This is a genomic window from Xenorhabdus sp. PB30.3 (genome assembly GCF_963895965.1).
Taxonomy (GTDB): Bacteria; Pseudomonadota; Gammaproteobacteria; order Enterobacterales; family Enterobacteriaceae; genus Xenorhabdus; species Xenorhabdus stockiae.
The window spans coordinates 18,723-40,707 of sequence record NZ_CAWQMW010000002.1; the positions used below are offsets into that span (position 1 = coordinate 18,723).

General features: G+C 43.5%; 20 protein-coding genes. 16 read left to right on the plus strand and 4 right to left on the minus strand.

Going from position 1 to position 21,985, the window contains the following annotated elements; translation table 11 throughout:
• Nucleotides 1–330 precede the first annotated feature (330 nt).
• The 5 genes from rnc (at nt 331) to acpS (ending at nt 3,835) form a co-directional block, all read left to right on the plus strand.
• A complete protein-coding gene (gene rnc, locus AACX38_RS00620) occupies nt 331–1,011 on the plus strand; it encodes a ribonuclease III (RefSeq protein ID WP_099110634.1) in 681 nt (226 codons plus the stop codon).
• Complete coding sequence (gene era, locus AACX38_RS00625) at nt 1,008–1,913, plus strand: GTPase Era (RefSeq protein WP_099121890.1); 906 nt, start codon at nt 1,008–1,010, stop codon at nt 1,911–1,913. The genes rnc and era overlap by 4 nt, the downstream gene beginning before the upstream one ends.
• A gap of 8 nt (nt 1,914–1,921) precedes the next feature.
• Complete coding sequence (gene recO / locus AACX38_RS00630; protein WP_099110630.1) at nt 1,922–2,653, plus strand: DNA repair protein RecO; 732 nt, start codon at nt 1,922–1,924, stop codon at nt 2,651–2,653.
• 70 nt (nt 2,654–2,723) lie between these two features.
• Nucleotides 2,724–3,455, plus strand: a complete 732-nt coding sequence (gene pdxJ, locus AACX38_RS00635) for a pyridoxine 5'-phosphate synthase (protein ID WP_228863341.1) — start codon at nt 2,724–2,726, stop codon at nt 3,453–3,455.
• On the plus strand, nt 3,455–3,835 hold the full coding sequence (gene acpS / locus AACX38_RS00640) for a holo-ACP synthase (RefSeq protein ID WP_099121887.1): 381 nt from the start codon (nt 3,455–3,457) through the stop codon (nt 3,833–3,835). Before pdxJ ends, acpS begins: the two co-directional genes overlap by 1 nt.
• A gap of 77 nt (nt 3,836–3,912) precedes the next feature.
• On the opposite strand, the gene AACX38_RS00645 is transcribed toward acpS, so the two are convergent.
• On the minus strand, nt 3,913–4,173 hold the full coding sequence (locus AACX38_RS00645) for a YfhL family 4Fe-4S dicluster ferredoxin (protein ID WP_099121886.1): 261 nt from the start codon (nt 4,171–4,173) through the stop codon (nt 3,913–3,915).
• 275 nt (nt 4,174–4,448) lie between these two features.
• Here AACX38_RS00645 and cspE point away from each other — a divergent pair, with 275 nt between their 5' ends.
• Together cspE and AACX38_RS00655 are read left to right on the plus strand one after the other, a co-directional pair.
• Nucleotides 4,449–4,661, plus strand: coding sequence for a transcription antiterminator/RNA stability regulator CspE (gene cspE, locus AACX38_RS00650; protein ID WP_099110625.1), 213 nt, complete (start codon nt 4,449–4,451; stop codon nt 4,659–4,661).
• Nucleotides 4,662–5,073: 412 nt separating this feature from the next.
• Nucleotides 5,074–5,976 carry a DNA-3-methyladenine glycosylase family protein gene (locus AACX38_RS00655; RefSeq protein ID WP_228863342.1) on the plus strand — a complete coding sequence of 301 codons (903 nt, stop codon included), beginning with the start codon at nt 5,074–5,076 and terminating at the stop codon, nt 5,974–5,976.
• An 11-nt stretch (nt 5,977–5,987) separates the two neighbouring features.
• Here the strand turns inward: AACX38_RS00655 and fos are convergent, their stop codons facing one another.
• Nucleotides 5,988–6,386, minus strand: a complete 399-nt coding sequence (gene fos / locus AACX38_RS00660) for a fosfomycin resistance glutathione transferase (protein WP_228863343.1) — start codon at nt 6,384–6,386, stop codon at nt 5,988–5,990.
• A gap of 202 nt (nt 6,387–6,588) precedes the next feature.
• Here fos and AACX38_RS00665 point away from each other — a divergent pair, with 202 nt between their 5' ends.
• Nucleotides 6,589–7,233, plus strand: a complete 645-nt coding sequence (locus AACX38_RS00665; protein ID WP_228863344.1) for an HD domain-containing protein — start codon at nt 6,589–6,591, stop codon at nt 7,231–7,233.
• A gap of 89 nt (nt 7,234–7,322) precedes the next feature.
• Nucleotides 7,323–7,799 carry a tRNA adenosine(34) deaminase TadA gene (gene tadA, locus AACX38_RS00670; RefSeq protein WP_228863369.1) on the plus strand — a complete coding sequence of 159 codons (477 nt, stop codon included), beginning with the start codon at nt 7,323–7,325 and terminating at the stop codon, nt 7,797–7,799.
• 6 nt (nt 7,800–7,805) lie between these two features.
• On the opposite strand, the gene mltF is transcribed toward tadA, so the two are convergent.
• Nucleotides 7,806–9,284: a membrane-bound lytic murein transglycosylase MltF gene (mltF, locus tag AACX38_RS00675; protein ID WP_228863345.1), complete on the minus strand. Its 1,479-nt coding sequence runs from the start codon at nt 9,282–9,284 to the stop codon at nt 7,806–7,808.
• Nucleotides 9,285–9,549: 265 nt separating this feature from the next.
• Here mltF and purL point away from each other — a divergent pair, with 265 nt between their 5' ends.
• The 7 genes from purL to glnB all read left to right on the plus strand — a co-directional run bounded on the left by purL (nt 9,550) and on the right by glnB (nt 20,556).
• Nucleotides 9,550–13,437 carry a phosphoribosylformylglycinamidine synthase gene (purL, locus tag AACX38_RS00680; RefSeq protein ID WP_228863346.1) on the plus strand — a complete coding sequence of 1,296 codons (3,888 nt, stop codon included), beginning with the start codon at nt 9,550–9,552 and terminating at the stop codon, nt 13,435–13,437.
• Nucleotides 13,438–13,608: 171 nt separating this feature from the next.
• Complete coding sequence (locus AACX38_RS00685; protein ID WP_228863347.1) at nt 13,609–14,013, plus strand: RidA family protein; 405 nt, start codon at nt 13,609–13,611, stop codon at nt 14,011–14,013.
• A 765-nt stretch (nt 14,014–14,778) separates the two neighbouring features.
• Entirely contained in the window at nt 14,779–16,218 is a 1,440-nt protein-coding gene (locus AACX38_RS00690) for a sensor histidine kinase (protein ID WP_228863348.1), read from the plus strand.
• A gap of 5 nt (nt 16,219–16,223) precedes the next feature.
• Nucleotides 16,224–17,138 carry a two-component system QseEF-associated lipoprotein QseG gene (qseG, locus tag AACX38_RS00695; RefSeq protein ID WP_228863349.1) on the plus strand — a complete coding sequence of 305 codons (915 nt, stop codon included), beginning with the start codon at nt 16,224–16,226 and terminating at the stop codon, nt 17,136–17,138.
• Nucleotides 17,135–18,472: a two-component system response regulator GlrR gene (gene glrR, locus AACX38_RS00700; RefSeq protein WP_099110611.1), complete on the plus strand. Its 1,338-nt coding sequence runs from the start codon at nt 17,135–17,137 to the stop codon at nt 18,470–18,472. The genes qseG and glrR overlap by 4 nt, the downstream gene beginning before the upstream one ends.
• Before the next feature lie 107 nt (nt 18,473–18,579).
• Nucleotides 18,580–20,202, plus strand: coding sequence for an NAD+ synthase (locus tag AACX38_RS00705; protein ID WP_228858367.1), 1,623 nt, complete (start codon nt 18,580–18,582; stop codon nt 20,200–20,202).
• Between the two features lie 15 nt (nt 20,203–20,217).
• Nucleotides 20,218–20,556: a nitrogen regulatory protein P-II gene (gene glnB, locus AACX38_RS00710; RefSeq protein WP_086956068.1), complete on the plus strand. Its 339-nt coding sequence runs from the start codon at nt 20,218–20,220 to the stop codon at nt 20,554–20,556.
• Nucleotides 20,557–20,612: 56 nt separating this feature from the next.
• Here the strand turns inward: glnB and hmpA are convergent, their stop codons facing one another.
• Complete coding sequence (gene hmpA, locus AACX38_RS00715; RefSeq protein ID WP_370630597.1) at nt 20,613–21,860, minus strand: NO-inducible flavohemoprotein; 1,248 nt, start codon at nt 21,858–21,860, stop codon at nt 20,613–20,615.
• Nucleotides 21,861–21,985 lie beyond the last annotated feature (125 nt).

A 21,985-nucleotide genomic window follows, 5' to 3' on the forward strand; every position in this document is an offset into this window, starting at 1 on the left:
ATATATTAGCGAAGCATTAATTTATCTCTCAGTGTAGAATATTCTCTCAAACGAGATGACTGGCTTCCTGAAATAATTAACTTTTTAGGAAGCCAGTGCAAACGCAACAGTTTTGTAAGGCATATCATTAAGATAGAAATCAAGTATACACAATGGATTTCAAGATGCGTCGCGGCGGCAAGGGAGTAAATCCCCATGAGCATAGATAACTATGTGACTGGGGTGAACGAGCGCAGCCAACAAAGAGGCAACTTGAAAGACGAAGTGTATAGCCTCACAGGTCTGTTGCGTGTGCTTTTATTTGACGGATTCTAACTGAATTGGTAGCACATGAACTCCATAATAATGAATAGGTTACAGCGTAAGCTGGGATATACCTTTAAGCAGAATGATTTATTGCTTCAGGCGTTAACTCACCGTAGTGCTAGCAGTAAGCATAATGAACGTTTGGAATTTCTTGGCGACTCAATCCTGAGTTTTGTCATTGCTAACGCGCTTTATCACCGTTTTCCCCGGGTTGACGAAGGCGATATGAGCCGGATGCGTGCCACATTGGTGCGAGGTAATACACTGGCGGAACTTGCCAGAGAATTTGAACTGGGTGAATGTCTGCGTTTAGGGCCGGGCGAGTTAAAAAGTGGTGGTCATCGCCGTGAATCCATTTTAGCGGATAGCATTGAAGCCCTGATTGGCGGTATTTTTTTGGATAGTGATATTCAGACTGTTGAACAAATTGTACTGAATTGGTACGAAAGTCGTCTGAATGAAATAAGTCCGGGTGATAAACAGAAAGATCCCAAAACGCGTTTACAGGAATATTTGCAAGGGCGCCATCTGCCGTTGCCATCATATCTGGTTGTTCAGGTTCGTGGGGAAGCACACGATCAGGAATTTACAATTCACTGTCAGGTCAGTGGATTTGAGCAGCCTGTCAGAGGAATAGGTTCCAGCCGTCGCAAGGCAGAACAGGCGGCTGCGGAACAAGCATTAAAACAACTGGAGCTTGAATGAGCAAAGAAAAAAACTATTGCGGATTCGTTGCAATAGTCGGACGACCCAACGTCGGTAAATCGACTTTATTGAATCAGTTACTGGGTCAAAAAGTCTCCATTACTTCCCGTAAACCTCAGACGACACGCCATCGTATTATGGGGATCCATACGGAAGGGGCTTATCAGACTATTTATGTTGATACCCCGGGTCTTCATATCGAAGAAAAGCGAGCAATTAACCGCCTGATGAACCGTGCTGCAAGCAGTTCAATCGGTGATGTGGAACTGGTCATTTTTGTTGTGGAAGGTACTCACTGGACACCGGATGACGAAATGGTTGTGAATAAACTGCGTGACCTGCGTTGCCCGGTTATGCTGGTTATCAATAAAGTGGACAATGTTACGGATAAAACCATTTTACTTCCGCATATCGGTTTTCTCAGCCAGCAGATGAATTTCATTGATGTTGTGCCGATCAGCGCAGAAAAAGGCACAAATGTTGATACTATCGCTAAAATTGTGCGTGAGCGCATGCCGGAAGCGGAACATCATTTCCCCGAAGATTACATTACTGATCGTTCACAGCGTTTCATGGCATCTGAAATTATCCGTGAAAAACTGATGCGTTTTCTGGGTGAAGAATTACCTTATTCCGTTACAGTTGAAATTGAACAATTTGTCACTAATGAGCGTGGAGGTTATACAATCCACGGTCTGATTCTGGTAGAGCGCGATGGCCAGAAAAAAATGGTCATTGGTAACAAAGGCAGCAAAATCAAAACAATCGGAACAGAAGCCCGTCAGGATATGGAAAAGCTGTTTGATGTTAAAGTTCATTTAGAACTTTGGGTCAAAGTAAAAGCTGGCTGGGCGGATGATGAGCGTGCTCTGCGTAGCCTTGGCTATATTGACGATTTATAAGGTTAATCGTGGACGGCTGGCAGAGAGCCTTTGTGCTTCATGGGCGCCCTTACAGTGAAACCAGTTTATTACTGGATTTTTTTACTGAACATGAAGGGCGAGTGCGTGTTTTAGCAAAGGGGGCACGCAGCCGTCGTTCCAACCTGAAAGGCTGTCTTCAGCCTTTTACCCCGCTACTGGTTCGCTGGAGTGGGCGGGGTGAAATCAAAACATTACGGGATGCTGAACCCGTCTCGTTAGCTCTTCCTTTAACCGGTAGCGTGTTATACAGCGGGTTGTATGTTAATGAACTCTTATCCAGAGTTCTTGAACAGGGAACCGCTTATCCTGCCCTTTTCTTTGATTATCTCCAATGTTTGCAAGTGTTGGCTGCAAGTGAATACACGCCTGAATACGCCCTGCGCCGTTTTGAATTATCGGTGCTAAATAACATGGGGTATGGCGTGGATTACCTCCATTGTGCCGGCAGTGGTGAACCTGTCACAGACACAATGACATATCGCTATCGAGAAGAAAAAGGATTTATTGCCAGTCTGGTTGTTGACCACTACAGCTTTACTGGCAATGAACTAAAGGCACTGGCTGCGCGTGAATTTCCTGATCCGGCTACATTGAAGGCTGCTAAGCGATTTACTCGCATTGCCTTACAGCCTTATCTCGGGGGAAAACCGTTAAAGAGCCGTGAATTATTTCATCAATTTGTGCGCAGAAATACAGGTAACACGAACCAAAAAAATTAAGATGGGATCGCTCTCAATAATGGAGAGTGAGTACGTTGTTTTATCTAATATATAATTGCAGGAGCTAAAAATGGCTGAGGTATTGTTAGGCATCAACATTGACCATATTGCAACAGTACGTAATGCCCGTGGAACGCAATATCCTGATCCTGTACAGGCTGCATTTGTTGCTGAACAGGCTGGTGCTGATGGGATAACAGTTCACTTGCGTGAAGATCGTCGCCACATTACAGACAGAGATGTTCAGTTATTAGCAAAAACCATCCAGACACGTATGAATCTGGAAATGGCTGTGACTGATGAGATGGTAGAAATAGCCTGCCAAATCAAACCTGCTTTTTGTTGTTTAGTCCCTGAAAAACGTGAAGAAGTCACAACAGAAGGGGGATTGGATGTCTTCGGGCAGAAAGAACATGTTGGCGCAGCAGTTAAGCGTTTATCAGATGCAGGTATTCTTGTTTCCCTGTTCATTGATGCAGACCATCAACAGATTGATGCTGCGGCTGAAGTGGGAGCACCTTATATTGAAATCCATACTGGTGCGTATGCTGATGCAGAAAATGATGCGCAACAGGAAAAAGAGTTTCAGCGTATTAAAGAAGCTGTAACTTATGCCGCCGCTAAAGGTATAAAAGTTAACGCAGGCCACGGGCTGACTTATCACAATGTACAGCGTATTGCAGCATTGCCGGAAATTTATGAATTGAATATCGGCCATGCCATTATCGGGCGGGCATTATTCAGTGGCTTGTCTGCTGCGGTTTCTGATATGAAAACATTGTTGCGTGAAGCCCGCCGTTAATGGCCATTATCGGACTGGGTACAGATATTGTTGAAATTCTCCGTATAGAGGAGATTGTCGGGCGTTCTGGCGAACGCCTGGCAAAACGTATCCTGAGTGATAATGAGTGGCAACAATATCAGCAGCATAACCAGCCAATTCGTTTTCTGGCAAAGCGCTTTGCTGTCAAAGAAGCCGCTGCTAAGGCGCTCGGAACAGGTATCCGTAATGGGTTGGCATTTAATCAGTTTGAAGTGATTAATGATGCATTAGGGAAACCAACATTAAAACTTCATGGCGAAGCAAGAATATTAGCGAGCCAACTGTATGTGAAATCCATGCATGTCACACTGGCAGATGAACGGCGATATGCCTGTGCAACGGTGATATTGGAGAGTTAGGAAAATATTATGACCTCGTTCTATGTGGACGAGGTATCAGCAGAAAAGTCATTTTGAATGCCATGAACAATCTGAGCTCAGATTTTGTCAGCATGATGTAAGAGCACAAATTTATCCCATAGCTGCTCTTCTGTCTCTTTATACTCGGGGTCGATAATAATCGTGTTTGTTATCGGACATACAGACTGGCAGGTAGGTTTTTCATAATGCCCTATGCACTCAGTACAGCGCTCCGGAGCAATTTCATAGATTTCAGCACCCATCGTAATGGCCTGATTAGGGCATTCAGGTTCACACATATCACAATTGATGCAGCGTTTGGTAATTAGTAGTGCCATTTCAATATATTACGCAAATTATTATTGTAAATTAAAGTGAGACAGAAAATAAAGTTTGCTATCACCGTGAAGATATGGATATAATATCGCCACTGGTTTGGAAGTACAAACCTATTTATGATAAGCAAGTTTCAAGCAGTTCAGCAGTGAGCGTTATCTTTGATATCCCTTCATAGCGAATTCCTTCTAATTTAGTTCCCATAAGTACGTATAAATCAAATCAAAAATATCATCTTGCCTCATGGCAATTAATAAAACAATTCAAAGGAATTCGTATGTCTAATACAATGACTGGCACAGTAAAATGGTTTAACAACGATAAAGGCTTCGGTTTTATCTCTCCAAAAGATGGCAGCAAAGATGTGTTTGTTCACTATTCTGCTATCCAAAGTAATAGCTTCAAAAGCTTAGATGAAGGCCAAGAAGTTTCCTTTACCATTGAAAATGGTATGAAAGGCCCAGCTGCTGCCAATGTAGTGATCCTCTAAGGCACCATCTATTTTTTGTAAGACAGTTATGCTACCTACTCAAATAGGTATACATCCAGATAATTAAATCCCTCAAATACAGGGTTTAATGAATAACTGTTTTTCACTTTAAACCGTGTAGCGTTGATGCGCTTCACGGTTTTTTGTATCCGCTCATTTATTTAGCAAATTCCTTACATTATCAGGGATTGGTGCTATCAATAATCAGTTTTCATGCCCAGTAAAATATAAATAATGGGCACTTCATAATTCTCGTTATCTCTAAGAATCCATTCATAATCTTTACTAAAACTTATTTATCCTTGATTATTTGCGGACTTGATAAGTTCACACATATCACAATAGATATAGTGTTTGGTCATCAGTAGCGCCATTCCGATCTATTATGAAAATTTATGATGGAGTTTTTGTAATGAAACCAAGCTTTTTTTCGGAAATTATCTTACCAGATAATTATCTCGCGCTAGATTTTTTGGCGTTTCATCAGCGGGATGAAAAATGTGTTTCTGAAATTGTGCAGCTGGATCAGGTTAAAAAAGGCATTATCTGGCATGGAAACCCGGCATTACTGACTATTTCACTGGAAAAAAAACGGGCTCAGGTACAGCTTGATATTGATGCTGACAGCACTTCTTATTCCAAAGATGCTTTGTCTGTTTTAGCCACACATATGCTTGGATTATTGCAGCCTGTTGAAATATTTGAAGAACAATATCAGGAAAATCCAGTGATTGGAGAACTCATTACGCGGCAGGCGGGTTTGCGTATTTATCAATCAGCATCGCCTTTTGAAGCGTTGAGCTGGGCGATTATAGGCCAGCAGATAAGTGTCAGTGCAGCAGTTTCCATTCGGCGACGATTTATTCAATCTGTTGGAGTTAAACATACTTCAGGGTTAATGTGCCATCCGACTCATAAAGAAGTTATGCAGTGTACAGAGCAGGATTTGTATCAGTGTGGTTTTTCTATGGGTAAAGCGAAGGCGCTATTGAGTGTCTGCCAGCTAATCGATTCTGGTGAATTGGATTTGTCTATTGAAAATGATGAAGCTGAAATCAGCCGGCTTACCAAAAATCTTTTAGCGATTAAGGGAATCGGTATTTGGACGGTCAATTATACTCTGCTAAGGGGATTAAATTATCTGAATGGCTCTTTGCATGGCGATGTCGCTGTGAGGCGTAATCTCCAGTACTTGCTGAAACAGGAAAACAAGGTAGATGCTGAGCAAACAGAGAAATGGCTAGCAGGTTTTTCTCCCTGGAAGGCTCTTGTCGCGGCTCATTTATGGAGACAACAATCCAGTAGTGGATATTAATAACAAAAGTTTCAATACCACTTTAATCCTTCATAAGGCTTTATGCGTAGCGCATCAAGGCGGCTTGTCAGCGATCCTGCATGGACTTCAAGCTGATGGCCGTCTGGATCCAGCAGGTAGATTGAATCTCCCTCACTTCGGTTCTCTTTCCATAGTTTTGTTCCAGCATTGAGCAATTTTTCTCTGAAAGCAGAAAAATGCTGAGCTTCGATATTAAAGGCGATATGCGTATAATCCCGTGCTGGTTTTGCTTCGTCACAGGAAAGACAGAGCCACAGTTCTCCCAGAGTTAAATAAGCCCCATTTTTCCAGCGTACATGTGGGGTGAATCCAAGCAGATTAATGTAAAAATCGAGACTATGCTCGAGATGAGAGACTGCCAGTGTTAGATGATTTAGCCCTGTCAGCATAGAATTTGCCTATTTTTATCTTGTAATAATCGATTTAAAACAAATAATTAAATAATGTTATGCGATCATGCAATTACATCGCTATGTTAGGAAAGGATATTATATCTGGCAAGTTTTCCTTGGTGTCTTCCTTTTGAAATCTAATAAAATGTTCCGAGTGCTTTTGTTAAGATACCCTTTTACCCATTAAGAGGTTTTGGCAATGTTATCTTTTTCACCGTTTGATGATTTAGCTCAGCAAATTTTACCAGTTGCAATAGAAGGGGATGACGGTGCGCATGATGTGGCTCATTTATACCGGGTTTGGAAAAATGCACAGAAAATCTGTGAAGCCGAATGCGGTAATTTGAGATTAGTTTTTGTAGCCGTTTTATTACATGATTGCGTTAGCGTTGAGAAAAATGACCCAAACCGGCATTTAGCCTCCCGTATGGCAGCGGAAAAAGCCACTCTGATATTAAAAGATCTTAGCTGGAGCGAAGAAGATATTGCTGCGGTCAGCCATGCGATTGAGACACATAGTTTCTCTGCGGGATTGACTCCGGAGACACTGGAAGCTCAAATTGTACAGGATGCTGATCGGCTTGATTCAATAGGCATGATGGGGGTTGCCCGTTGTTTTTATACAGCAGGGCGTATGCGTTCAGGTTTATATAATGCTTATGATCCCTTGGCAAAGCAGCGTGAATATGATGATCGCGCTTATGCGGTTGACCATTTTTATACCAAGCTGTTCAAAATAGAAGCGGGTTTTCAAACGGAAACTGGCAAACAAATGGCTCGGGAAAGAACGAAGCGCATGGAACAGTTTCTGAATGAGTTCTTTGACGAAATTCAGGCTGAATAAATCCGTGTTAATTATATAAATGTATAATTAATAGGATATAACCTGCAAGAGAACATGTAGTGACAGAAATATATAGTGATGAATACTGGATGCGTCAGGCCATGGATTTGGCAATGCAGGCACAGGCAAAAGGGGAAATCCCTGTAGGAGCACTGCTGGTAGCGGATAATAAAATTATTGCTGAAGGTTATAACCACCCCATAACAGATCATGATCCAACGGCCCATGCAGAAATTATTGCATTACGGCGTGGAGGTACTCAATTACAAAACTATCGCCTGCTGGAGACAACACTGTATGTCACTCTGGAGCCATGTGTCATGTGCGCGGGAGCGATGATCCACGGTCGTATACAGCGGCTGGTTTACGGTGCAAGTGATATGAAAACGGGAGCAGCCGGGTCTTTGATCGATATTCTGCGTCATCCCGGAATGAACCATCGGATTGAAATTACTGGTGGTGTGCTGGAGCAAGAATGCTCCGCTATGTTGAGTGCATTTTTCAAACAACGTAGGGAGCAGCATAAGGAATCAAAACGGCTAAAAAAGCAACAGCCGGAAGGGTGATAACGTTTACTGTATAACCTGAGCAGACGCGGGGACTTCTACTGGAGGATGAGAACTACTGGCAGTTGCCGGCTCAGCCTGCATGTCAGGAGTTTCTGTCTTGTTACGGTTGTTCCTGGCTCTCAGATATCCTTCCAGGCTTTGGTAATAACGACGAATATTTCCGACGTAGCGGTAGGCTTCATAGCCCCGTGCATAGCCATATGTAGTATTGGCATAGTATTTTTTCTGAGCTAACAGAGGAATTCGCGATTTAACATCCATCCAGAGATTAGGATCTCCTTTTTGCATAACTGTTAATTTGCGTGCATCAAGAATATGCCCATACCCTATATTATAAGCCGCTAATGCGAACCAAATTCTCTCATCTTCAGGAATGGTATCTGGCAAACGTTCCATCAGGTAATGTAAATATGCCATTCCTCCTTTTACACTTTCTTCCGGATCAAGACGGTCTTTGATTCCTGCCCATTCTGCTGTCGGACGGGTCAGCATCATCATGCCGCGAACTCCAGTGGGTGAGGTTGCCAGTGGATCCCAGTGTGATTCCTGCCATGCGATAGCTGCAACTAACCGCCAGTCCAGAGAACCAGCGTATTTTTCAAAAATAGGCTGATATGTCGGCAGTAGTTTGTTGATTGCACGAATAAATGAAATAGTATCGAAGTAATCGAATGAACCAATATGGCTGAAGTATTTATCTTCCAGCCGTGAGGTTATACCGTTTTCGGTCAGCATGTTGAAAAAATCCAGCATTGCTGAATAGAGGCTATAGTCATCATTACGTTTTAAATACCAGGTCAGCGGTTTGTCTTCACTAACATCGAAAGCGATTGCCAGATTAGGGTGGATCCGCTGTTGCAGGGCAAGGCTGATAGAATCACTGATGGTATAATCAATTTTGCCCTCAGAAACCTGCTCAAGTAGTTCCTGAGAATTACTATGTGATGATTCTTCCCAGTTTAAATCCGGATAAGATTTTTCTTTCAATTGCTTCAGCTCACTGACATGGGCTGAACCTGCGCTCACAACCAGTGAGCCAGTCAGGTCTGCAAATGAGCGTGGACGTACCGTACCTTTACGATAAACCAACTGCTGAGATACAGAGTAATAGGCCGGGCCAGTTCGCGTCTGGTTAAGTCTTTCTTTATTGTAGATAAGACCTGCGGCTAAAAAATCAGCTTTGTCATTATCTAAGTCGTCAAAAAGCTGGTTAATGTTAGAACGAAACTTAATGCTCAGCTTGACACCCAGATAATCTGCAAATCGCTTGGCTAAATCATAATCAAATCCTACAGGTTCATTTTTATCATTAAGTGAAATCAGAGGGGAACTGATGGTACTAACCCTAAGTTCGCCCCGCGCCAAGATCCTGTTTATCTGCTCCTGTTGTTTATTAGGCCAACTGATGTTGAGACCAATAATTGTGGCAGACAGGAGTGCGATAATGACGATGACAAAATAATTTATCTTGATATTGCTCAAACAGTTATCTCTCGTCAGTACGGTTAGGCTCGGTATGAAATGTCAGATAATAGCATGGTTAAATTTCCAGTACTTAAGAATTTTGCGCAACAAAATTGAAGCCTGCAACTTTATTGGAGCCGTTTTAAAAGTCCATTGTATGTGTTGATAGGTTAATTAACGCTCACGCAAACGGTTTCGTCGAGGAAAACATTCCTCTATAATGTCGGTGTTTCCCCTAAGGCATCAGTCAGGCTTTGCTTCTAAGATGAGAGAACCTATTACTATGGAAATTCTGCGTGGCTCGCCCGCTTTATCAGCGTTTCGTATTACTAAGCTCCATTCCCAGTGCCAGGCTCAACAGCTTCCCGTGACAGAAATTTATGCGGAATATGTCCATTTCGCGGAAATAAATTCACCTCTTACGGCAGAAGAACAGGAAAAATTAAACAGACTATTAAAATATGGTCCTTCTTTAGCTGAACATGAACCCAAAGGTCAACTATTTTTAGTCACTCCCCGGCCAGGTACGATATCACCGTGGTCTTCAAAAGCGACAGAGATAGTTCATAACTGTGGGCTGAAACAAATTGCCCGTCTGGAAAGAGGGATTGCCTATTATATCCAGTGCGGTGAAATGAATGATATGCAGTGGCAGGCACTGTCGGCGTTACTGCACGATCGTATGATGGAACGCGTGTTTACTCAGTTTGAGCAGGCGGAAGTGCTGTTTTCTCACCAACAGCCAGCACCATTGAAACAGGTTGATATTTTGCAATCAGGACGCGCAGCATTGGAAGCTGCCAATATTGAATTGGGATTGGCATTGGCGGCGGATGAGATTGACTATTTGCTGCGTGCTTTCCAGAAATTAGAGCGTAACCCGACTGATGTTGAACTCTACATGTTTGCACAGGCAAATTCTGAACATTGCCGTCACAAAATTTTCAATGCGGATTGGGTGATTGATGGTCAGGAACAGGAAAAATCTCTGTTTAAGATGATTAAAAATACATTTGAACAGACGCCGGATCATGTTTTTTCTGCTTATAAAGATAACGCTGCTGTTATGGAAGGTTCTCAGGCAGGGCGTTTTTTCCCTAATCCTGAAAATGGGGTGTACGACTATCATCAGGAACCAGCCCATATATTGATGAAAGTTGAAACACATAACCACCCAACAGCCATTTCTCCGTGGCCGGGAGCGGCGACAGGTTCGGGCGGAGAAATCCGTGATGAAGGTGCTACAGGCCGGGGAGCTAAACCTAAAGCCGGGCTGGTTGGTTTTTCGGTTTCTAACCTGAAAATTCCCGGATTTGAACAACCGTGGGAAGAAGAGTTCGGTAAACCTGAGCGAATTGTCAGTGCGCTGGATATCATGCTGGAAGGCCCTTTGGGAGGCGCTGCATTTAATAATGAGTTTGGCCGTCCTGCGTTATTAGGGTATTTCAGAACGTATGAAGAAGAAGTGACATCCCATAACGGTACTGAATTGCGTGGTTATCATAAGCCGATCATGCTGGCCGGAGGAATCGGTAATATTCGTGAAGAGCACATCCAGAAAGGAGATATTACTGTTGGTGCCAGGCTGATTGTGCTGGGTGGCCCAAGCATGAATATCGGCCTTGGTGGCGGAGCAGCTTCTTCAATGACATCTGGTCAGTCTGATGCGGAACTGGATTTTGCCTCAGTGCAGCGTGATAACGCAGAAATGGAACGCCGTTGTCAGGAAGTGATTGATCGCTGCTGGCAGCTTGGCAATGACAACCCAATTTTGTTCATCCACGATGTTGGTGCAGGCGGTCTGTCAAATGCAATGCCAGAATTAGTCAGTGACGGCGGGCGAGGAGGCCGTTTTGAACTGCGTAATATCCTCAATGATGAACCGGGGATGAGCCCATTACAGGTATGGTGCAATGAGTCTCAGGAACGTTATGTATTAGCTGTAGCGCCGGAACAGCTCGCTCTGTTCGAGGATATTTGCCAGCGGGAACGTGCGCCGTATGCTGTTATTGGTGAAGCGACAGAAGAGCGCCATCTGTTGTTGAATGACAGCCATTTCGATAATCAGCCAATTGATATGCCACTGGATGTGCTTCTTGGTAAGACACCAAAGATGCTGAAAAATGTGAATTCACTGAAAGCAAAAGGAAAAGGGCTGGAGCGTCAGGGTATTGATTTGGCCGAGGCAGTTAAACGTGTTCTGCATTTACCCGCAGTAGCAGAGAAAACTTTCCTGATCACTATTGGTGACCGCTCAATAACCGGTATGGTAGCAAGAGATCAGATGGTTGGCCCCTGGCAGATCCCAGTTGCGGATTGTGCGGTGACGACAGCGAGTCTGGATAGCTATTATGGTGAAGCGATGTCGATGGGGGAACGTGCACCGGTTGCCCTACTGGACTTTGCTGCCTCGGCACGTATGGCTGTCGGAGAAGCACTGACAAATATCGCCTCAGCTTATATACAGGATTTGAAGCGAGTGAAGCTGTCTGCTAACTGGATGTCAGCTTCAGGTCACGCAGGGGAAGATGCCGGATTGTATGAAGCAGTGAAAGCGGTTGGCGAAGAATTATGCCCGGCATTGGGCCTGACTATTCCTGTCGGCAAAGATTCTATGTCGATGAAAACCCGTTGGACACAAGATGGTGAAGAGCGTGAGATGACGTCTCCGCTTTCATTGGTCATCACTGCATTTGCACGGGTAGAAGATGTGCGTAATACCGTGACACCTGAATTATCAACGGATGATGATAACGCATTAATTCTGATTGATCTGGGATTGGGACAAAATGCATTAGGAGGAACGGCACTGGCTCAGGTTTATCGTCAACTTGGCGATAAGACTGCGGATATTCGCAATACTGAACAACTTGTCGGCTTCTTTAAAGCTATTCAGCAACTGATTGCAGAACGTAAATTGCTGGCTTATCACGACCGCTCTGACGGTGGCCTGTTGGTAACATTGGCAGAAATGGCATTTGCGGGGCACTGCGGCCTGCACGCTAATATCAGTGCTTTTGATGAAGATATTCTGGCTGCTTTATTCAGTGAAGAATTAGGCGCAGTAATTCAGGTTCGTGAAACTGACAGGGAACAGGTTGAAAATCTACTGGCTGACTATGGATTAAGCGATTGTGTACATTATTTAGGGCAAGCCAAAGCGGGAGATGATTTTGTCATCTCCAGTAATAATATGGAAGTTTATCGCCAGAACCGGAGCACTCTGCGTTTATGGTGGGCAGAAACAACCTGGCAGATGCAGCGCCTTCGTGATAACCCCGAATGTGCAGATCAGGAACACCAATCAAAACAGGATTTGAGTGATCCGGGCCTGAATGTGAAATTAACCTTTGATCCGGCAGAAGACATTGCCGCCTGTTACATATCCAAACAGGTACGCCCACGTGTCGCTGTGTTGCGTGAACAGGGAGTGAATTCCCACGTCGAAATGGCGGCAGCATTCCATCGCGCTGGTTTTGAAGCCGTAGATGTCCATATGAGCGATTTGCTGAGTGGACGAGTGACATTGGAGCAGTTCCAGACACTGGTTGCCTGTGGTGGCTTCTCATATGGTGATGTTCTTGGTGCTGGTGAAGGCTGGGCTAAATCCATTCTGTTTAATTCACGGGTACGTGATGATTTTGCCAACTTCTTTTCCCGACCGGATACCCTATCTCTTGGGGTATGTAATGGCTGCCAGATGATCTCGAATCTACACGAATTGATCCCGGGCACAGAATACTGGCCTCGTTTTGTCCGCAATTACTCTGAACGTTATGAAGCCCGTTTTAGTCTGGTTGAAGTGACAGAAAGTCCATCGTTGTTTCTACAGGGAATGGCGGGTTCTCGTCTGCCAATTGCAGTGGCTCATGGTGAAGGTCAGGTAGAGTTCAGAAGTAGTCAAAGTCTGGCTGAATTGGAAAAACATCAGCAAATCGCCCTGCGATTCGTAGATAACTATGGTCAGCCGACAGAAAATTACCCTGCCAACCCTAATGGATCTGTTGGTGGGATTACCTCTGTCACCAGCCGAGATGGACGAGTTACTGCAATGATGCCGCACCCTGAAAGGGTATTCCGTACAGTGAGTAACTCCTGGCACCCTGAGGAGTGGGGAGAAGATGGCCCGTGGATGCGTATCTTCCGTAATGCTCGCAAGCAGTTAGGTTAATAACTTAATTATCCAACTTTCACTTTTCATCATAAGGCTCTGAATATGTATCAGAGCCTTTATTTTTCATTTCGTTATCACAGATAATGTTTTTTCTACATGTGGTTTTTATCTTTTTGATTTATCGTTTTATTTACGATTTTTTTACTCTGACTGTCGAGGCATATCTCTATGACTAAAAAAACGATAAATCCTGAAACTGTATTTAATTCTGTTCAATATGGTTTCAGTCAGGCAGTGATTAAAACAGGAACCCGGCATCTGTTTTTGTCTGGTCAGGTAGGAATTAATAAAGATGAGGAAACAATTCCGGGAGGGTTGCCTGCCCAAACTAAACTTGCGTTAGAAAATTTGCACTCAGTGATCCGAGAGGCTGGTGGTGAATTAAGCGATATTACAATGTTGCGTATCTATATCAAGCAGGGAGCTGAATCGCATGAGAATCAGCTGGTCATATCATCTTTATTACAGCAGTATTTCCCTTCAGAGCCTCCCGCTTCTTCTTGGGTCATTGTAACAGGATTATCTTTACCTGAATGGCTAATAGAAATTGAAGCTGAAGCCATTTTAGATTAATGCAAAGATTTTCCATAACACACGAAGTGTTGTGTAAATGTTTTAATTTGGTTAACTTACGTTGTTTTGTGAGTTAATTAAATTAATCGTTTTAAAATGGTGTCTCTAAAGAGCGACAATGGTTGTTTTTGTTGTCTCAAAATGGAGACATTTAATATTATGATTTAATTAATTAAATTCATTTAAATCATGAAGTGTCATAAATTAGCGACAGAAATACATACCCTGCATCAAAAATACATATAACAAAGTATAAATATTAAAGTGTTTTTTATTTTTATATAATAAAATCAATTAATTAATAAGTTATTTAAAAGTTGGCACGCAATGTGCATAATAAAAGGCAGTTGCTCATTCAATTTTTTATGTCGGCCCACAGAATAGGGTGGAAAAATGCCACATAAGCCCGGAATGACGCCAAAGTAAGGTGCCTACCGTCCAATTTATGATATTCGCTTTCGGGCCTTATCAAGCAACGGGCGACACGTGGAGTGAGGCACCACCTATATTCTTATAGGCTCCTCGCTGGCGGGATAGTAGAAAAAATACTATCCCGCCGTCATTATTGCAGATTCATTTTGCCCATCGTGTTGATATATCCGCCTGCACTATTCTTGTTCTTGCCAGCCCATTTGTTATAACCCATTATTTGAGACTATTTTTTTCTAAAACTATTTTTTCTGAAAAACGGCGATAAAATCCATCATCTGGCTGGCTTTCTACCACCTTATATCGGTTAGCATCAACGTAATTGCAGGTTTTAAGATGATTTCTCTGAAAAAAAGGCGTTTATTTCCCCGATCATTGCGTCAATTAGTTGTAATGGCTTTCTGGCTGGTGTTATTACCGCTATTAGTTCTGGCATATCAGGCATATCAAAGCCTAGACCAACTCAGCACTCAGGCGGCAGAAATTAACCGCACAACCTTATCTGATGCCCGGCGCAGTGAAGCTATGATTGGTGTCGCCCTCGAGATGGAACGTAGTTATCGCCAGTATTGTGTTTTGGGAGATGTCCGGCTGGAAAAACTCTATCAACGCCAATATCAGCAGTACACAACGATGCTGAATAATCAGATGGCGATGCTGGCCAATAAAGAGTATAAGGAGAAGTTTAATCAGCTCCTGTCCGGGTTGAATAAGATTACTTGTCGCAACAGCGTGCCAGAGGCTGCCGCAGATAAATTACTTGAACAATTCTCAAACGCTAATAACCAGTTAGTACAGGAAACGCGCAATATCATTTTTATTCGTGGTGAACAATTACAAAAAGAGATCGCGGATAAAGGGCAGTTTTTTGGCTGGCAAAGTTTAATCTTATTTCTATTAAGTGCATTTTTAATTGCCCTGTTTACACGTATGATTATTGGGCCGGTCAAAGGCATTGAGAGAATGATTAATCGATTAGGTGCCGGACAGGCACTGGAAAACAAGATTGAATCCTTCAAAGGCCCCAGAGAGTTACGCTCATTGGCACTGCGGATTATTTGGTTAAGTGAACGTCTGTCCTGGCTTGAATCGCAGCGCCATGAGTTTTTACGCCATATCTCCCACGAACTGAAAACGCCTCTCGCCAGTATGCGCGAAGGGACGGAATTATTGGCGGATGAAGTTGCCGGACCATTAACTACAGACCAAAAAGAAGTGGTCACCATTCTGGACAGTAGCAGTAAACACTTACAGCAACTTATTGAACAATTACTCGAATATAATCGCAAAATTGTCGATGCTCCTGCCGAACAACAGGTTGTGTCGTTAAAAGAGATAATTGACAGCGTTGTTTTGTCACATCAATTACCTGCGCGGACAAAAAATATTCATACAGAAATTCAGTTGGATACTGATGATTGTTGGGCTGAACCTAAATTATTAATGAGAGTTATTGATAATCTCTACTCCAATGCAGTGCACTATGGCGCTGAATCCGGTAACATTTGGATTTCCGGTCGGCAAGTGGATAAAAATATTCAGATTGATATTGCCAATACGGGAACACCTATCCCTGAGTTAGAGAAAAGCATGATTTTCGAACCATTTTATCAAGGAAAACTTCAGCGCAAAGGTGCGGTCAAAGGAAGTGGGCTTGGTTTGAGTATTGCGCAGGACTGTATTAGACGGATGGGGGGAGAACTTCATCTGATAGAATCCGACTTTGCTGATGTATGTTTCCGGATTGAACTGCCGTTAACCGCAGAGAATGATTAAATAATATGCACAACAGGTTTACTCACCACTTTATGATGAAGACGGAGCAGCAGAATATTGTGACTCGGACAGTGAAAAAAAAAGCGGTAATGCAGCGTTTATCTGAACGGGCTGTGTCCCGGTGTTTCCGTACTATGATTTTACTGTTTGTTCCCTATTTACTGGCAGGGTGTGTTTCAAATTCCGCTTCTGGTGAGCTGGCAAAAATTTCTGAAGCCATTATGCCGGAGCAGCGTGTCATTGATTATCACCCCAAAGGGTGTGATGTGATATGGAATATCACAAAAACAGCTGCAATGGAAAATAGCCTTTACTGGCTAAGACTGATCGACTGCACGGAGAGACTGTCTCCAACGGAAGCCCGTGACAAGGTCAAGCAGTTCATGGCAGATGATTGGTCACAGGTTTTCAAACAGAGTATTCTTATAAACCACTCAATACCTTCAGTTGCTGAACGGCGCAGTATCATAGAAAACCTGAATCGATATAGCACACAATTTCCGCCTTCGTTGCAGCCATTATTACAACTATGGCGTGACCAACAATATTTAAAAATTAGTCTGGCAGAGCAAAAATCAAAATATCAGCGATTACAATCAGATAGTGAAACAAAAATTGATCGACTGAAAGAAGCACGAACCCGGCTGGAATATGAATTACATTCAATATCCCGTAAGTTAGAAAATCTGACCGATATTGAACGTCAGCTTTCATCCCGCAAGCAAAGCCAGAATGTTTCTTCGGCGTCAGTTGAAACAGAATACCCTGTTGATGAAAGCGGTAATAAAATCAACGAATCCCACCCGGAAAGCCATTCGAAACAACTTCCGGAAAGCCATTCGAAACAACTTCCGGAAAGAAAATCGGAAACAAAGACAGAAGATAATTTTTCAGAAGAAAAAGGAGCTGAAGTACAATGACCGCACGCAATCCTGCTCATCTCCTTCTGGTTGATGATGATCCAAGCTTACTGAAATTATTGGGAATGCGTCTGATCAGTGAGGGATTTCGTGTCACGACAGTGGAAAGCGGGCATGAAGCATTACGCATCCTATTAAAAGAAAAAGTAGATTTAGTCATCAGTGACTTACGCATGGATGAGATGGATGGCATGGCCTTATTTGCTGAAATTCAAAAACAGCATCCGGGTATGCCGGTGATTATTCTCACAGCTCATGGTTCTATTCCCGATGCTGTTGCCGCAACACAGCAGGGTGTATTTAGTTTTCTGACTAAACCTGTTGATCGTGATGCACTTTACAAAGCCATTGATGATGCTCTGGAATTATCAACACCTGCCATAGATGGTAAATGGAGTGAACAAATTGTCACCCGCAGCCCTCTGATGCTGCGTTTGCTGGAACAGGCAAAAATGGTGGCGCAGTCTGATGTCAGCGTTTTGATTAACGGGCACAGCGGAACCGGTAAAGAAGTGTTGGCTCAGGCTATTCATCGTGCAAGTCCCCGGGCAAAGAAACCCTTTATTGCGATTAACTGTGGTGCCTTACCTGAACAACTGCTGGAATCTGAACTGTTCGGCCATGCGAAAGGCGCATTTACCGGAGCAGTCAGTAGCCGGGAAGGGCTTTTTCTGGCAGCTCAGGGAGGAACGCTGTTTCTTGATGAAATCGGCGATATGCCACTGGCGCTTCAGGTTAAGCTATTGAGGGTATTACAGGAGCGTAAGATCCGCCCTCTGGGAAGTAATCGTGATTTAGATATTGATGTCAGGATTATTTCGGCAACTCACCGGGATTTGCCGAAGGCGATGCAGCGCAATGAATTCCGCGAAGATCTCTATTACCGATTGAATGTTGTCAACCTGAAAATCCCTACCCTGAATGAACGGGCCGAAGATATTCCTTTACTGGCAAACCATTTGCTGCGGGAATCAGCCAAACGTCATAAGCCTTTTGTGCGTAGTTTCTCCACCAATGCGATGAAATGTCTGATGGCAGCAAGCTGGCCGGGGAATGTTCGCCAGTTGGTCAATGTGATTGAGCAATGCGTAGCGCTGACAACCGCTCCGGTGATCAGTGATGCCTTAGTCATGCAGGCATTGGAAGGTGAAAATACGGCATTACCGACATTTGTCGAGGCGCGTAGCCAGTTTGAACTGAATTATTTACGTAAATTACTACAAATGACTAAAGGTAATGTCACTCACGCCGCCCGTGTAGCAGGGCGTAACCGAACAGAATTTTATAAATTATTGGCTCGCCATGAACTGGATGCCAATGATTTTAAGGAATAACCTTCCTGTAATTTAAATCCCATAAATAATTGAAACATTTTTAAAGCCGTATTGAACTGTCTGAACCAGACAGAGAAGTGAATAATGGCCCAGGAGAGCCGCATTCTATGAGTCGTACTCTTAATATTGCCCTTGCCCAATTAAACTGGCTGGTAGGGGATATCGAAGGCAACAGCGAGCGTATGTTGCATACAGTACAGGAACAGCAGGAAAAAGGCGCTGATCTCGTTATGTTCTCTGAGTTATCACTGTCGGGTTATTTCCCAGAGGATCTCCTGTTCCGTTCTGATTTCCATCAGCGTTGCCGCGAACAGTTAGTACGCTTACAAGAGGCAAGCTCTCAGGTTGGTATTTTAGTTGGTCATCCGTGGCAACAGGACGGAAAAATATACAACGCACTTTCGCTGTTCTGGAAAGGTGAAACCGTTGCTCGTTACTTCAAGCAACAACTGCCTAATTATGGCGTTTTTGATGAAGAACGCTATTTCGATGCGGGCGAGCGAAATTGTGTTATACCCTTTAAAGGCTATAATCTGGGTTTGTTGATTTGTGAAGACCTATGGTTTGATGCTCCGGTTGATGCTTTGAAACAGGCGGGAGCCGATATTATCCTGTCAATGAATGCTTCTCCTTATAATCACGAAAAACCAAATATCCGCAGTGCGCTTATCAAATCACATTGCCAGCGTATTCATTTGCCAATCATCTATCTAAATCAGGTTGGCGGACAGGATCAGCTGATTTTTGATGGCTGTTCAAAAGTCTTTGATATGAATGGTGAAATCACACACCGCATGGCAGCTTTTGAAGAGCAGGTCGAGCAGTGTCGTTTGAGTGATATGACAATTGAACCGATGGCAAATCCTATTCCTCCATTGCCGCCATTGGGGCAAATTTATAAAGCCTTAGTTCTTTCTGTGCGGGATTATGTACAGAAAAATGGTTTTAAAGGCGCGTTACTTGGGTTATCCGGAGGAATTGATTCCGGCCTGACACTGGCGATTGCGGTGGATGCTTTGGGTAAAGAGCATGTACAGGCGGTGATGATGCCATTCCGCTATACCTCTGAAATGAGTATTCATGATGCCAGAGAACAGGCTGAATTGCTCGGTGTTGAATTTGATATTGTCTCTATCGAACCGATGTTTGACGCATTTATGGCTCAGTTGGAGCCGATGTTTGCCGGTACAGAAAAAGACACGACAGAAGAAAACTTACAGGCTCGCTGTCGGGCTGTCATTCTGATGGCAATGTCAAACAAGCGCCGCCGTCTGGTACTGACAACCAGTAATAAAAGTGAATCAGCGGTAGGCTACTCCACTTTATATGGCGATATGGCTGGTGGCTTCAATGCTTTGAAAGATGTGCCAAAAACAATGGTATTTGCATTGTCCACATATCGTAATACATTATCTCCCGCTATTCCTCAGCGTGTTATCGATCGTCCGCCATCTGCGGAACTGGCTCCTGATCAGCTCGATCAGGACAGCCTGCCACCGTATGACATGCTGGATGCTATCCTCGAGGGATATGTAGAAAAAGATAAATCCGTGGCTGATTTAGTAGCAGAAGGTTTTGACGAAGCGATTGTCCGTAAAGTGATCCGGTTGGTGGACATCAATGAGTATAAACGTCGTCAGGCTCCCATTGGCCCGCGTATTACACAGCGTGATTTTGGTAAAGACAGGCGCTATCCGATTACGTCTGGTTTCGGGCGTAAGAACTGGTAATAACAGGAATACTTCATGAAAAAGATTGATGCAATTATCAAACCTTTCAAGCTCGATGATGTGCGTGAAGCTCTGGCTGAAGTCGGTATCACAGGTATGACGGTGACAGAGGTGAAGGGATTTGGCCGCCAGAAAGGACATACCGAACTGTATCGTGGTGCAGAATATATGGTGGATTTTCTGCCCAAAGTCAAAATAGAGATTATCGTACCGGATGATATTGTTGATACCTGTGTCGATACTATTATGCAGACCGCCCAAACCGGTAAAATTGGTGATGGCAAGATTTTTGTGTTCGATGTTGCTCGTGTTGTACGTATTCGTACTGGTGAACAGGACGAAGAAGCAATTTAATCTCTAATAGGCTCATTCCCCGCCATGACGGCGGGGTTCTAGATGACGATGCCGAGTTAAATGACTTTATGCGGGCCAAAACATTCGTAATGGATATGTTGTTCATGGATGCCCATTTTCAGAAGCTGAGCGGCGATATATTGCATGAAAGCGACCGGCCCACAGAGATAAAACTGCATCCCTTCTATATTTATTTCATCTTTTACCGAAGCCAGCTCCATTAACCCTGTCTGTTGGTAATCTGTGCCGAAATTATCTTCATTTCTGGGTTCGCGATACCAGACCTGATAATTCATATTAGGCATGGATTCAGCAATCGCTTTTACTTTGTCTGAGAAGGCATGAAAACCACCATGTTCTGCTGCGTGAAGCCAATTGATGATACCAGTATGTTGTTGTTTATGCAGATATTGCAGCATACTCATCATCGGAGTCAGGCCGACACCGGCAGAGATAAGCGTAACAGGAGTATCAGGCTGGATATCAAGGAAGAAATCGCCTCGCGGTGCGGACAGTAATACGGTATCTCCTTCCTGTACTTTATCGTGCATATAGCTGGATACCTTGCCATGAGATTCCCGTTTAATGGCGATTTGATAGTGAGTTCCATTCGGTGCGGCAGTTAATGAATACTGACGAATTTCACGATGCTCAAAGGCAGGATCTTCCAGATAAATACTCAAGTATTGCCCCGGTTTATAATCTAAGACTTTACCGCCATCGACAGGCACAAATTCAAAACTGGTAATAATATCGCTTTGCGGCTGTTTCCGGCTGACACGGAACTGACGCAGACCACGCCATCCTCCTACCGAAAGTTCACCACTCTGATAAATTTCTTCTTCACGATTGATAAAAACACCGGCTAATACGTCGTAGGCTTTTCCCCAGGCATCCAGCACTTCTTCTGCCGGATGAAACATCTCATCAATTGTTGCCAACAGATGAGTTCCCACAATCTGGTAGTGTTCCGGCTGAATATTCAGGCTTGCATGTTTGTGAGCGATCTTTTCTACCGCCGGTAACAGAGCAGATAAGTTATCGATATTAGCCGCATAAGCACACAGAGCATTGAAAAGGGCCTGACGTTGATCACCGTTACTCTGGTGGCTCATGTTAAAGATATTCTGTAATTCAGGGTTATGACTGAACATGCGTTCATAAAAATGAGCAGTCAATTTTGGCCCGGTAGAAACAATCAGAGGAATAGTGGATTTTATAGTTGCGATAGTTTGACTGTCTAACATCATGATCTCCTGAATTTTTAAATCATGCTCAATTGATAAGTTGCATTTTAAATGCAACTTATTCTTCTGGGAAAGAGCTTAAAGTAAAAAGCAGAAATTATTTTGACTTAAATCAAAATCGCAGGATTTGTGAAACAACAATATTTGACAGAAATCACAAAGATCAATGATAAATCCCGGAC

What these genes read in the sequence shown, in the direction of transcription:
- AACX38_RS00665 (WP_228863344.1), top strand. Translation starts at nt 6,589, where the DNA reads ATGTTATCTTTTTCACCGTTTGATGATTTAGCTCAGCAAATTTTACCA.
- era (WP_099121890.1), top strand. Translation starts at nt 1,008, where the DNA reads ATGAGCAAAGAAAAAAACTATTGCGGATTCGTTGCAATAGTCGGACGA.
- AACX38_RS00655 (WP_228863342.1), top strand. Translation starts at nt 5,074, where the DNA reads ATGAAACCAAGCTTTTTTTCGGAAATTATCTTACCAGATAATTATCTC.
- rnc (WP_099110634.1), top strand. Translation starts at nt 331, where the DNA reads ATGAACTCCATAATAATGAATAGGTTACAGCGTAAGCTGGGATATACC.
- glnB (WP_086956068.1), top strand. Translation starts at nt 20,218, where the DNA reads ATGAAAAAGATTGATGCAATTATCAAACCTTTCAAGCTCGATGATGTG.
- fos (WP_228863343.1), bottom strand. Translation starts at nt 6,386, where the DNA reads ATGCTGACAGGGCTAAATCATCTAACACTGGCAGTCTCTCATCTCGAG.
- purL (WP_228863346.1), top strand. Translation starts at nt 9,550, where the DNA reads ATGGAAATTCTGCGTGGCTCGCCCGCTTTATCAGCGTTTCGTATTACT.
- AACX38_RS00705 (WP_228858367.1), top strand. Translation starts at nt 18,580, where the DNA reads ATGAGTCGTACTCTTAATATTGCCCTTGCCCAATTAAACTGGCTGGTA.
- cspE (WP_099110625.1), top strand. Translation starts at nt 4,449, where the DNA reads ATGTCTAATACAATGACTGGCACAGTAAAATGGTTTAACAACGATAAA.
- pdxJ (WP_228863341.1), top strand. Translation starts at nt 2,724, where the DNA reads ATGGCTGAGGTATTGTTAGGCATCAACATTGACCATATTGCAACAGTA.
- qseG (WP_228863349.1), top strand. Translation starts at nt 16,224, where the DNA reads ATGCACAACAGGTTTACTCACCACTTTATGATGAAGACGGAGCAGCAG.
- acpS (WP_099121887.1), top strand. Translation starts at nt 3,455, where the DNA reads ATGGCCATTATCGGACTGGGTACAGATATTGTTGAAATTCTCCGTATA.
- AACX38_RS00690 (WP_228863348.1), top strand. Translation starts at nt 14,779, where the DNA reads ATGATTTCTCTGAAAAAAAGGCGTTTATTTCCCCGATCATTGCGTCAA.
- glrR (WP_099110611.1), top strand. Translation starts at nt 17,135, where the DNA reads ATGACCGCACGCAATCCTGCTCATCTCCTTCTGGTTGATGATGATCCA.
- AACX38_RS00685 (WP_228863347.1), top strand. Translation starts at nt 13,609, where the DNA reads ATGACTAAAAAAACGATAAATCCTGAAACTGTATTTAATTCTGTTCAA.
- AACX38_RS00645 (WP_099121886.1), bottom strand. Translation starts at nt 4,173, where the DNA reads ATGGCACTACTAATTACCAAACGCTGCATCAATTGTGATATGTGTGAA.
- tadA (WP_228863369.1), top strand. Translation starts at nt 7,323, where the DNA reads ATGCGTCAGGCCATGGATTTGGCAATGCAGGCACAGGCAAAAGGGGAA.